Origin of the sequence: Peribacillus frigoritolerans, assembly GCF_004358755.1 — a bacterium.
In the GTDB taxonomy this organism is placed as follows: domain Bacteria; phylum Bacillota; class Bacilli; order Bacillales; family Bacillaceae; genus Bacillus_P.
Map to the genome: position 1 here is coordinate 107,825 of NZ_SMZY01000005.1, position 12,340 is coordinate 120,164.

Consider the following 12,340-nt stretch of genomic DNA (forward strand, 5'->3'; position numbering starts at 1 on the left):
GGAGCGGAATGAAACATGAAAATGACTTCAAGAAAAATGGCAGAGACAATCAAAGAGCGCTTAAAACACAAAGATTGGACAAGCCATTTTGATAGAGAAAAGGATCAATTGCGTGTCGAAGATGATACGACTAAAAAGGGAATGACGATATCTCTTCCCGGCATTATTGCTAAATGGGAAGAGAAAAAAGACGCGGCTGTTGATGAATTAATTTATTACATCGAAGAAGCATTGACAGTTATGAATGTTGAACAGGAACTGACAGGCAAAGAAAAAGGGATTTTCCCTGTTATCAGATCAACATCCTTTCCTGTGGAATCCTCTGACGGCGTTTTGCTGATTCATGAAGAACATACAGCTGAAACGAGAATCTATTATGCGCTGGACCTTGGAAATTCCTATCGTTTAATTGATGTGAAAATGATGGAAAGAGAGAACTGGACGTTCAGCAAAATGAAAGAAATGGCAAGGTTCAATCTCAGGTCACTGCAGACCAGTGTAAAAGAAGATCATGTTGCAGGAAATGTCTTCTACTTTTTAAATGCAAATGATGGCTATGATGCGAGCCGTCTGCTTAATGACACCATCCTTGATTCGTTCCATAAAAAAATGGAGGGGGCGATGGCCATTGCAGTGCCGCATCAGGATGTTCTGATTATTGCGGACATCAGAAATGATACAGGTTATGATATTTTAGGCCAGATGGCCATGAGCTTTTTTGCAAGCGGAAGGGTGCCTATTACAGCTCTATCTTTTCTGTATGAAAACCGCGAGCTTGAGCCGATCTTTATTCTTGCAAAGAACCGGGCAAAAAAGGAAGAGGAAGGGAAATAATAATGCGCGTATCTTATAACAAAGAAGGTGTAGGGGATACCCTGCTGATCTCAATGACTGAAGTGTCAGAAGAAGATAGAGCATTTGAAAAGAAGGGAAATGCAGTCCGGATATTCAACAGTGTTTCAGGAGAAACGGCCGGATACAATCTCTTCAATGCATCTTCTTATTTTGTAATCAAGAGCAGCGGCGGCGTTGTTGAATTGACTGAGAATCTGCTTAATGATTTGAATGCCAGCCTGCATCAAAATGGCTTTGAGGAACAGCTGCATGCTGATCTTTCCCCGAAATTTGTAGTTGGTTTGGTAGAATCAAAAGAAAAACATCCAAACGCCGATAAATTGAGCATATGCCAAGTTAATACCGGCAGAGAAAAACTTCAAATTGTGTGCGGTGCACCCAATGTCGACAGCGGACAAAAAGTTGTTGTGGCTAAAGTTGGAGCAATCATGCCAAACGGCCTCGTGATTAAGGATGCTGAGCTCAGAGGCGTTCCTTCAAGCGGAATGATCTGCTCTGCAAAGGAATTAGATCTGCCTGATGCACCACAGGAAAAAGGGATTTTAGTTTTAGACGATCATTATGAAATCGGGGCCGATTTTTTAAAAAAATAACGGACTCCCATAAACACATTTTTTAAAGCGAATACTCTATTTAAAAGTTAAAAAGTCACTAGGGAATTTTCTAGTGGCTTTTTTCATCTTTAAAAGATAGGATTAACTGTTACAATAGTAAATAAGACGAAACCTTTGAAAGAGTGGTTTTTATGAGTTGGTTTTCAAAAATGATCAATTATTTTGCCGGTGAAACAGAGACAGACAAGCACTTAGAAAAAACAGCAGCTGAAAAAAGGCAAATTCCAGAACAACAGCAGCAGCCTGTACATAGAGCACCTGTGCCGCCAAAAACGCAGCCTTCTAATGTGAAAAATGTAGAAACAAAAGTAGCCTATCAATATCCTAAAGGCAATTTTAAATTTCCGATGATTCCTGATCATCAAAAAACCCGTCCAGAACCTAGAAGGAAAAGTCCAAAAAGTGCAAAGACTGAAAGGACGAAGCCTAAGAAAGTAAGCAGCACAGGGAGTATTCCGGGTAAATCAGCCAGAATAAAGACAAAATCAGATTCAAAGAGGCCATTTCATCCAACTGAAATACCTTCTCCAATTTACGGCTTCAGGCCAAGAGATAACCAAGAGCCCCTGGAGTATCGGATCAGTCCAAGAAATGAAGCGGGTCAAAGCAGCGGCGAGCCAGTTTCAAGTTTATTTAAAAGCTTTCAGGAGGCAGCGCAATCTACTGAATCCGTTATGTCTAAATTAAATGAACATAAACGGGCCGAACTTTTGAAAAGAGAAGCTGCGAGAATGAGAGAACGTGAAGCAGCGGAAATTCCTGTATCACCCGTGCGTGAAATTCCCAGAGAAGATGAGCAGGTGATTCTAAGTACAGAAGAAACAGAGCCTGTACCTGTAATGATTCCAGAAATCAGCGTCCCAAATGAAGAATTGAAGACAGATACCCAGCTCCTTTCTTTTGAGCATGAGGACGATCAAGAAGAAATAAGCATTCTTTCATCATTTCAAACTTATAAAAAAGAAGTACAGCCTCTTCCGTATGAAAATAGAGAAGTAGCGGCAGCTTCTGATGAAACCGGATTGCTCCTGACAGAACAAGTAGATCCGCCTATTGTTAAGGCAGAAGAGGAACCCTTCGAGAGTATTGGTGTAAACAAAGAAAAGCAAACAATGCCCGAATGGAACCCAGTTGAAGAGTCTGAAGAGTCTGAAGAAACTCCAGAAGCCGGCGTTATAACGGCAAGCGATTATGAATTGTTTCAGACGGATGCTCATGAAGTGATTTCTCATGATAAAGAAGAGGAAACAAGGATAATGGATTTACCAGGAAAAACTGCACCTGAAATAACGGATGAACAGCCTTCAAAAGAAGGAGAATCAATTCGTTCTGGCAGATCAACCGTTCCATTTAATGTCATGATGTTTGGAAGAGATAAACAAAAAATTCAAAAGTCCGAGAGCTCTTCAAATTCGGGATCATCTTATCTTTTCCCCTCATTGCAGCTTTTGAACATTCCGCCTAAGGAATATGTTGATGATGTGGATTGGCTGCGGGAACAAACAGAATTGCTGAATGTGACTCTTGAAAATTTCAATGTGAAAGCAAGAGTTGTTCATGTTACACAGGGTCCTGCGGTTACCCGTCTTGAAGTCCAGCCTGAACCTGGTGTGAAAGTAAATAAGATTACCAATTTAACAGATGATATCAAACTTAGCTTATCAGCTAAAGATATCCGCATAGAAGCCCCTATTCCGGGTAAAAACAGAATTGGGATAGAAGTACCGAACAGGCACAGCAAAATGGTCTATTTGCGCGAAATTCTAAGAAGCGCGGACTTCAGAAATAATCCGTCTCCGCTGACAGCTGCCCTGGGTCTTGATATTTCAGGACAGGCTGTTGTGACGGATCTGAAAAAAATGCCGCATGGATTAATTGCCGGAGCAACAGGTTCAGGCAAAAGCGTGTGTATCAATACCATTTTAGTAAGTTTGCTTTACAAAGCTTCGCCTCATGAAGTGAAGCTGCTTCTGATTGACCCTAAAATGGTCGAGCTTGCCCCGTATCACAATGTTCCCCATCTTGTCAGTCCGGTCATTACGGATGTAAAAGCGGCAACTGGAGCATTGAAATGGGCTGTGGAAGAAATGGAAAGACGGTATGAATTACTTGCACATGCAGGAGCAAGGGACATTTCCCGCTATAATGAACTTGTTGCCAAGCATAACAGCGGTGAGCACATGCCGTATCTCGTCATTGTCATTGATGAACTTGCTGATTTAATGATGGCAGCTCCAGCTGATGTAGAAGAAGCAATCTGCCGCATTGCTCAAAAGGCAAGAGCGTGCGGAATCCATTTAATTGTTGCTACACAAAGACCATCTGTTGATGTTATCACTGGATTAATCAAGTCGAATATTCCGACCAGAATTGCTTTTTCTGTTTCATCTCAAGTGGACTCCAGAACAATTATCGACTCAGCCGGAGCAGAAAAATTGCTCGGTAAAGGGGATATGCTCTTTTTAGAAAATGGCACATCCAAAGCTGTCCGCATTCAGGGGAACTTTGTATCTGACGAAGAAATTGAACGTGTCGTCAGCCATGCCAAAAAACAGATGAAGCCGGTCTTTTTATTTGAACAGGAAGATCTGATGAAGAAGTCCAGCATAGGAAGCGAAGAAGATGAACTGCTGCTTGAAGCATGTGAATATGTGGTAGATCAGGGAGGAGCATCAACATCCAGCCTGCAAAGAAGATTCAGAATCGGATACAACCGTGCAGCAAGGCTTATGGACATGATGGAAAAACAGGGAATTATTTCAGAAGCGAGAGGAAGTAAACCCCGTGAAGTCCTGATTTCAGAGCAGGACCTTGAAACCATTCAAGAAAGCGGAATGTAATGGAGAGCTGGGTTTGACTTTATCATAAAAATACAAAAGGTGTATTTTATGGTAAATCTTCTCCCAAATAGAAATTTTTTTCTGAAGAAGTTATTATCACCAGGGATTGGGAAAACTGTTTTTACACAGTTTCCCCAATTTTTCCGCGCGAATGAAGACAGATTTTGAAGCATCTGCCCGTATTGTTTAAAGGGACAGGAAAACATTGCCTTTTTATTACGCACTTGCCAAGTTCATGGATATCGTTTAATATGCATTGGGCAGGATAAATCGACCCGTTACATTCACCTAATAAATAAAAATAAAAAATGCCTGGTTTGTTTGTCAGTTATGACGGACGCTTTTCTTATAGTTATCTATATAGCGTTCTGCTATAATGTTAAATCGTAAGCTATACTACATATCCGCTATCTTATGCATTCTAATTAAACCTGGGTTGCAAATTGGGATAAGAATCATATAATGTCAAACAGATAGACGTTTGTTGGAGGTTCTATTTATGACTGTTTACCATTTCGTTGGAATAAAAGGGACTGGAATGAGCGCCCTTGCACAGATTCTGCACGATATGAACTACGAAGTTCAGGGATCTGATATTGAAAAAAACATTTTTACTCAAAAAGCTTTAGAACAGCGCGGTATTCCGCTTTTTCCATTTTCAAAAGATAATATCAAAGAAGGATTAACCATCATAGCTGGAAATGCGTTTCCTGATTCCCATCCGGAGATTGAGGAAGCACACAGCCTTGGACTTCAGGTTATTCGCTATCATACGTTTTTGGGCGAGTTTATGGAGAAGTTTACAAGTGTCGGCATTACAGGTGCCCATGGCAAAACTTCAACCACAGGCTTGCTTGCCCACGTTATTCAGGGAGCGAAGCCAACTTCATTTTTAATTGGAGATGGAACTGGAAGAGGGATGGAGCAAAGCGAATACTTTGTTTTTGAAGCATGTGAATATCGCAGACATTTCTTGTCCTATTATCCTGATTATGCCATCATGACGAATATCGATTTCGATCATCCAGATTACTTCAGCAGCATCGATGATGTGTTTAAAGCATTTCAAGAGATGGCTATGCAAGTCAAAAAAGGCATTATTGCCTGCGGTGATGATGAGCATCTTCAGCATATTCAGGCAAACGTCCCTGTCGTTTATTACGGCTTCAGTGAAGAAAATGACTTTCAGGCACGCAATGTTGTCAAAGCAACTGATGGAACAAGCTTTGATGTATTTGTCAGAAACACTTTTTATGCATCCTTTAAAATTCCGACATTCGGCGATCACAGTGTACTGAACGCACTTTCTGTCATTGCACTTTGTCATTACGAAGAGATTGATGCAGAAGTGATTCAGGCACAGCTTCAAACATTTGAAGGTGTCAAGCGCCGCTTTAATGAAAAGAAAATCGGCAACCAGGTTCTTATTGATGACTATGCTCATCATCCTACTGAAATCACAGCTACGATTGACGCTGCAAGACAGAAATATCCGGACCGTGAAATCGTTGCGGTATTCCAGCCGCATACCTTTTCACGCACTCAATCGTTTTTAGAGGAATTCGCGGACAGCCTGAAGAAAGCTGATACGGTCTACCTTTGCGACATATTCGGTTCTGCACGCGAAAATATCGGGAAACTGTCGATTCAGGATCTGCAAGATAAAATCGATCGCGCCTCTTTAATTGATGAAGAAGAAACGGCCGTCTTAAAGCAGCATGAAAATGGAGTTCTCGTTTTCATGGGAGCTGGAGACATTCAGAAATACCAGCAGGCTTACGAAAAGGCTCTGGCATAATAAGTACAAAAAAAGCATGGGCGAGAACGCCTCATGCTTTTTTTGCGCTTATTTCAGATTTTCAGGATTCAAGCCTTCTAGCGCCTCAATGACAAAACGGCCGTCTTTTCGGATGAGCACGCCGTCAAAATACATTTCTCCGCCCCCGTATTCAGGGCGCTGAATGTTTACCATATCCCAATGAATGTTAGAATGGTTATCATTGAAAGCATCGTCATAGCACTGACCTGGAGTGAAGTGGAAACTCCCGTCAATTTTTTCATCAAAAAGAATGTCCTGCATCGGATGCTGAATGAATGGATTAACGCCAATTGCAAATTCACCGATAAATCTTGCTCCTTCATCTGTATCGAAAATGCTGTTGATGCGTTCAGTATCATTTGCTGCAGCTTCAATAATTTTTCCGTCTTTAAATGTAAGCACTACATTTTCAAATGTAAAGCCGTTATATGGAGACGGAGTATTGTATGTAATCGTTCCATTAACAGAATCACGAACCGGAGCTGTATAAACCTCACCGTCAGGGATATTCATTTCCCCTGCACATTTAACAGCAGGAATGTCTTTAATGGAGAAAACCAAATCCGTTCCCGGCCCTGTAATTCTTACTTCATCTGTTTGATTCATTAAATCGGCAAGCGCGTCCATAGCTTTGTCCATTTTTCCGTAATCCAGGTTGCACACATCAAAATAAAAATCTTCAAATGCTTCTGTGCTCATCTTTGCGAGCTGAGCCATTGATGAGTTCGGATAACGCAAAACAACCCATCTTGTTTTAGGAACACGAATATCACGGTGAACTTTTTGGCCGATTGTTCTGCCATGCAGCTTCATTTGAGTGTCAGGCACATCAGCATGCTCGTTGATGTTGTCTCCTGAACGAAGGCCAATATAGGCATCCATTTTGCTCATGACATTTGCTTCAAACTCAGCCATCATGCCAAACTGTTCTTCCTGTCCCCCGAGCAGGAGAGCACGGTCCACCTGCTGATCTTTAAGAGAAACAAACGGATATCCGCCTGCAGCATATGCTTCATGGACGAGTGCTGTAACTAATTCTCTTTGCAGGCCAAAGTTTTCAATCAGTACCTTTTCTCCTTTTTGGAGCTTGACTGAATAATTGATCAAGTTCTTTGCAAGCTTTTGAATTCTTGGGTCTTTCACTTGTTTTCCTCCCGGTATGCGAATAAGTAATACATGTCTATTGTAACCGATGTCAGAAAAAAATTTAAAATATTTATTGAAAATTTAAAAACACGGTCATAATAGAAAAGGAATCCCATTTTTTTTGTAGAATACTAGCTGTATGAAAAATCTTTATGTTTATAATTAAATACTTGAGGGAAACAGTTACTATCGCTTATTGGAGGTGCTGAAGTTGGAAATTATTTTATATTTAGCTGTTGCACTAATTGCAATTGCATTCACTGTACTGGTCGTTTTCTTGTCTAAGACGTTAAAATCCCTTTCTTCAACCTTAAACAATGTTGCCGGAACACTGGCTGGGCTTGAGAATCAAATCCAGGGGATAACGCTTGAAACGACTCAGCTGCTACATAAGACAAATGCTTTGGCAGAGGATATTCAGGAAAAATCAGAAAAGCTGAACACTGTTGTCTACGCGGTTCAGGGTGTTGGTTCATCTCTTCAGAATTTTAATGATTCTGTTCAGAAAGTATCAGCATCAGTAAGTACAAATCTTGAGAAAAACCAGGATAAAATCAACCAGGTTGTACAATGGAGCAACGTTGCAATGGATGTCTGGGGAAAATGGAAGCTGAAAAAGCAGAAATATGAGCGTCAGCAGAAACAGCCAAGTTTATGAATTCGTTTTAAAAAAATATAAAATAAGAATCGCAATAGGGAGGAATTTATCATGAGTAAAGATTCAATCAACAGTAAAGATTTTCTTATCGGAACACTAATTGGAGGAATTGTAGGAGCAACTACTGCATTATTCCTTGCACCTAAATCTGGTAAAGAACTTCGTGATAACATTGGTGAGCAGGCAGTCATTGTTAAAGAAAAAACTGGTAAAATCACAAATGATGCTCGTGAGAAAAGCAATGAATTTGCAGCACTTGCAAAAGAAAAGTCAGCTAATCTAACTCAGGTTGTATCAGAGCAATCTACTCAAATCATGAATAAAGTCCGTGATCTGAAAAGCTCTAAAGACCAAAACGGGGAGCAATCTGAAAACAATCCTGAAGATGTAAAGCTTAACTTAGCGCCAGAGGCATCAAGTGATGATCCTCAGCTGAACGCTTCCGTTCAAAGCCCTGTTAACGAAACAGTACATCAAGCTTCTGGATCTACACAGCATGCTGAAGAATTAAAAAAGCAAGTAAACAAAGAAATTGAAGAATCCAAAGAAGCATTTTCAGAAAAAAAATAAGAAAATGAATCGGCAAAGTTAACCGCTTTGCCGATTGTTTTTATTTTAAAAGAAAATCATGTACAATAAATGAACCAATGAAATTTAGGAGTGAATGGAATAAGATGGCCAAAACAAAGATTGATACAGTTGAAGAATTCCAGCAAATCGCTGACAGCGGAGAACCCTTTTTATTTTTCAAAAATAGCTTAACTTGTCCTATTGCTCAGGCAGCCTACGAGAAATTCGAAGCTTTTGCTGAGGAAAATGATACGGTTCATGCCTATTACTTGAATGTCCAGGAAGCAAGACCGCTTTCAAATTATATAGCAGAAACTTACGGTGTGAAGCACGAATCACCGCAGGCTCTTCTTTTCAAAGACAAACAAGTTGCATGGAACGAGTCACATTGGAAAATTACAAAAGACTCATTAACTAAAAACGTCTTATAAAATAGAGGATGGGACAGAGGCTTTAAAGCTCTGTTCCTTTTTTTTTGTGACTTCAATGAAGCATGAATAGGAGAAGGTGTAAAATGAACGAACGTTCTTTTGATCAGTTATTAAATATAAAGACTGAAGGGGGGCAAAAAGGATTTGGCAAGTCAATGCATTATCACCGCTATGAACCGACTCCATATGCTGCACTGGAGAAATTGTTTCATGAATATGAACTGAACAGCAGTGATCAAGTAGTTGACTTTGGCTGCGGAAAAGGCAGAACGAACTTTTATATTCATTATTTAAGCAAAGCTGCTGTCAAAGGGATCGAAATGAACGAGGAATTCTATCAGGAAGCCATCCAAAACCGTGATCGTTATGTAAAAAAAGCTAAGAGCCAAAAAGGGCAAATCCAGTTTTATTGCTGCTTGGCCGAAGAATACAAAATCGATCCGGCAGATAATCGTTTTTATTTCTTTAATCCTTTTTCAAAAGAAATTTTTATGAATGTCATAAACAATATCCTTCAGTCGGTTGAAGTGGCAAGGCGGGAGATCGAGCTGATTTTGTATTATTGTTCAGAAGAGTATATTTATTTCTTAGAAAACCAGACGGCTTTTGAATTTAAAAAAGAAGTCATTCTGCCTGGGCTTCATGACCGTAATCCGTTTGAACGATTTTTGATTTATAGACTTGATTATTAATTACAAGGACGGAACTTGAATCCTATTGAACAGCAATTATTATACTTTGATTTCAAAAATCCCCAGACCAGACGAGATAGTGGAAACAAAGAGGTGCTATAATTCCAAAAATCCCCAGACCAGACGAGATGGAGGAATCAAAGGGGTGCTATGATTCCAAAAATCCCTAGACCAGACGAGATAGTGGAATCAAAGGGGTGCTATGATTCCAAAAATCCCGAAATCAGACAAGAAAGTGGAATCAAAGAGGTGCTATGATTCCAAAGATCCCGAGATCAGACAAGAAAGTGGAAACAAAGAGGTGCTATGATTCCAAAGATCCCGAGATCAGACGAGATAGTGGAATCAAAGAAGTGCTATGATTCCAAAAATCCCTAGACCAGACGAGATAGTGGAATCAAATCCCGAGATCCGACAAGATTGTGAAATCATAGCAGATTTTTTTAGAATCACTATGCTTATCAGAGCTGAACAGCCGGTTCAGCTATTCCTAAATCCATTTAATACTTAACTTGTCCCCAGGCAGCAATTCTTCGTGAAAGGCTGTTTCTTTTTCATTTTTTAACAGGAGAAATTTTCTGCTTCCCTCAGTGGGGATCTTTATGTCGACAGCAGTAAAGACATCCTGAAAAATAAATGAGCTTGGAGGCTGCTTCTTAATGGTAAGGCGGTCGCCATTATGAATTTTATCCCCTAAGGAAAGAAGCTTTTCATCTCTATAAACTTCAGCGGTCATCTTCTTAATTGTCAGGGGCTCCTTGTTATAGAGAACTTGCAGGGAATCATATGCTGCTATCTTAAGCTCAGACAGGACTTGGCTGATAGATGGCGATTCCGTTGGAACAGCTGTTATTTGATCCCATTCCTCAAATGGTGAGGATGGCAAAGCGGGAACGTGATTAATCAGAATTTTTCCAGAGAATGCATCAAGCTGCACCCTGCTGCCATCCACTACAAGGTGAAATGGCGCAAAAGAGGCTCCACCTGGCAAAATGTCTTTTATCTGATCAGGAAACGAATAAGTAATGGAATCCCTGTCAGCTACCAGGTCCGTTAAAGAGGCAGGCTTCCCATTTAATGCAAGTTTTGCTTCAACTTGAATCCGTTCTCCATTTAAGAGGATGTGTGTGGCTGGAACAGCATCAATCAAATCAGAGAGGGCGACACTGAGTGACCTGCCGTCTTTTCCTTTTTCAATGATGATTTCATCCCCATTATGAATTTCATCTTCAACTGAACATACTTTCCCATTTTTAAAAAGCAAAGGTGCTTCTCCATAAGTGCCGGGGATTGTTATTGATTGTCCGTTTAAAGAGGCAATAAATGCGAGACCAGGTTTTCCATAATATTTGCTCATCTGAATCCCGGAAGAGAGAAAACTGTCTGAAACTGTCAGTTTTCTCATATGCAGGAGCCGGACTGAGCGTTCATTTACTTTAACACTGACATACTGAATCGGATTCTGGTTGGAGGAAATTGCGATTCCAATTGGGGTAACCAGTTCTGGCCCTTTTTTTAAATGCCCGGCAAACTTGAGCTGCTTGATGGCGTCAATGCCTCTTATCGCAACCCTGTTTAATGGCAGGTTCAGTTTTTCAGCAATCATTTCAGGGAGCTTAGGTGTTAAGCTGCCGCCTCCAATCAGCATGACTGCCTTTGGGGAAGCCTCCTTGTTTAAAGAATAAATTTCTTCTTTTATCGCACTTGCCAGCTTATCAATTGAATCGTGAATCTGCGCAATTGCATCTTCTTTTAAAATTTCATTTTCAAATCCCAAAATATCTTTCACAAGGATGCTCTCAGATGTATTCAGCTCTCTTTTTGCCTGTTCCGCATCATGGAAATCCAACAAGAACTGATCTGAAATGGCTTCTGTTATTTCATCTCCTGCGATTGGAACCATTCCGTACGCAGTAACAGTTCCCTCATTTGTTATCGCGATATCGGATGTACCGGCCCCTATATCTACAAGTGCTACATTCAATCTTCTCATCGATGGAGGGATTAACACGTTTATTGCCGCAATTGGCTCAAGTGTCAAAGCCTTCATCTCCAAATTTGCTCTACTTAAGGCAGCATGGAGAGATTCTACAACAACTTTAGGCAAAAAGGTCGCAATGATTTCTGCAGAGGCAATCTTGCCCTGCTGATCCACCAAACTGCCGATCTCTTGATGATCAAGGTTGTAATGAATCACAGAATAGCCGACACAATCATACTCCTGCATAGCTTTTTCTTTTAAGGCAAGCTGCTTCTGAGCTTCTTGAACAGCCATCAGCTCAAGATGAAAGACGGTTTCTGTCTGAATAATGGGCTTGCCTTCTATATCGATATGAGCTTCTGCCCGTATCGTTTTTAGAGCTCTCCCTGCAGCAGCCACACAAACTTCCTGAAGAGTTCCATGTTTTTCTTCAAGCTTTTCTTTGACTGAAGAAATCACATTAGAAACAGAGATGACATCGTGAATCTGTCCATCGAGCATTGAGCGCTCTCCATGTTCCTGTATGACCGTATCAATGACTTCATAGGCGCCGTCTTTTTCGGATAACAGCAAACCAACTACAGACCGGGTGCCAATATCTAATGCAAATGTATAAGTCTCTTTTATCAAAATGAGCACCTCGTTTATTAATCTCCAAAACTTAAATAATCCTATAAAACAGTATTGTTAGCGCTTAAAAACGCTTTATCACTTAAAAGCGTTTAAATGTTAAA

General features: G+C 40.4%; 10 protein-coding genes. 8 read left to right on the forward strand and 2 right to left on the reverse strand.

Annotated features, from left to right (window positions below):
* The first annotated feature begins 15 nt into the window (after nt 1-15).
* From E2R53_RS19955 to murC, 4 genes are all read left to right on the forward strand, one after another.
* Nucleotides 16-834, forward strand: a complete 819-nt coding sequence (locus tag E2R53_RS19955; RefSeq protein ID WP_133313489.1) for a DUF1444 domain-containing protein — start codon at nt 16-18, stop codon at nt 832-834.
* 2 nt (nt 835-836) lie between these two features.
* On the forward strand, nt 837-1,448 hold the full coding sequence (gene ytpR, locus E2R53_RS19960) for a YtpR family tRNA-binding protein (RefSeq protein ID WP_133313490.1): 612 nt from the start codon (nt 837-839) through the stop codon (nt 1,446-1,448).
* Between the two features lie 152 nt (nt 1,449-1,600).
* Complete coding sequence (locus tag E2R53_RS19965) at nt 1,601-4,309, forward strand: DNA translocase FtsK (RefSeq protein ID WP_133313491.1); 2,709 nt, start codon at nt 1,601-1,603, stop codon at nt 4,307-4,309.
* A gap of 499 nt (nt 4,310-4,808) precedes the next feature.
* Nucleotides 4,809-6,107, forward strand: coding sequence for a UDP-N-acetylmuramate--L-alanine ligase (gene murC, locus E2R53_RS19970; RefSeq protein ID WP_133313492.1), 1,299 nt, complete (start codon nt 4,809-4,811; stop codon nt 6,105-6,107).
* A gap of 48 nt (nt 6,108-6,155) precedes the next feature.
* Here the strand turns inward: murC and E2R53_RS19975 are convergent, their stop codons facing one another.
* Nucleotides 6,156-7,271 (reverse strand): aminopeptidase, encoded by a 1,116-nt coding sequence (locus E2R53_RS19975; protein ID WP_133313493.1) that lies wholly within the window; start codon nt 7,269-7,271, stop codon nt 6,156-6,158.
* Between the two features lie 214 nt (nt 7,272-7,485).
* On the opposite strand from E2R53_RS19975, the gene E2R53_RS19980 reads away from it, so the two are divergent.
* The 4 genes from E2R53_RS19980 (at nt 7,486) to E2R53_RS19995 (ending at nt 9,625) form a co-directional block, all read left to right on the forward strand.
* A complete protein-coding gene (locus E2R53_RS19980) occupies nt 7,486-7,932 on the forward strand; it encodes a DUF948 domain-containing protein (RefSeq protein WP_070876543.1) in 447 nt (148 codons plus the stop codon).
* A gap of 51 nt (nt 7,933-7,983) precedes the next feature.
* Nucleotides 7,984-8,502: a YtxH domain-containing protein gene (locus E2R53_RS19985; RefSeq protein ID WP_133313494.1), complete on the forward strand. Its 519-nt coding sequence runs from the start codon at nt 7,984-7,986 to the stop codon at nt 8,500-8,502.
* 104 nt (nt 8,503-8,606) lie between these two features.
* Nucleotides 8,607-8,933 carry a bacillithiol system redox-active protein YtxJ gene (ytxJ, locus tag E2R53_RS19990; protein ID WP_133313495.1) on the forward strand — a complete coding sequence of 109 codons (327 nt, stop codon included), beginning with the start codon at nt 8,607-8,609 and terminating at the stop codon, nt 8,931-8,933.
* Between the two features lie 83 nt (nt 8,934-9,016).
* Nucleotides 9,017-9,625, forward strand: a complete 609-nt coding sequence (locus E2R53_RS19995) for a methyltransferase (protein WP_133313496.1) — start codon at nt 9,017-9,019, stop codon at nt 9,623-9,625.
* A 490-nt stretch (nt 9,626-10,115) separates the two neighbouring features.
* Here the strand turns inward: E2R53_RS19995 and pilM are convergent, their stop codons facing one another.
* Nucleotides 10,116-12,236, reverse strand: coding sequence for a pilus assembly protein PilM (gene pilM, locus E2R53_RS20000; protein WP_133313497.1), 2,121 nt, complete (start codon nt 12,234-12,236; stop codon nt 10,116-10,118).
* Nucleotides 12,237-12,340: the final 104 nt, after the last annotated feature.

Coding starts and splice junctions, on each gene's coding strand:
- E2R53_RS19955 (WP_133313489.1), top strand. CDS start 16: ATGAAAATGACTTCAAGAAAAATGGCAGAGACAATCAAAGAGCGCTTA.
- ytpR (WP_133313490.1), top strand. CDS start 837: ATGCGCGTATCTTATAACAAAGAAGGTGTAGGGGATACCCTGCTGATC.
- E2R53_RS19965 (WP_133313491.1), top strand. CDS start 1,601: ATGAGTTGGTTTTCAAAAATGATCAATTATTTTGCCGGTGAAACAGAG.
- murC (WP_133313492.1), top strand. CDS start 4,809: ATGACTGTTTACCATTTCGTTGGAATAAAAGGGACTGGAATGAGCGCC.
- E2R53_RS19985 (WP_133313494.1), top strand. CDS start 7,984: ATGAGTAAAGATTCAATCAACAGTAAAGATTTTCTTATCGGAACACTA.
- ytxJ (WP_133313495.1), top strand. CDS start 8,607: ATGGCCAAAACAAAGATTGATACAGTTGAAGAATTCCAGCAAATCGCT.
- E2R53_RS19995 (WP_133313496.1), top strand. CDS start 9,017: ATGAACGAACGTTCTTTTGATCAGTTATTAAATATAAAGACTGAAGGG.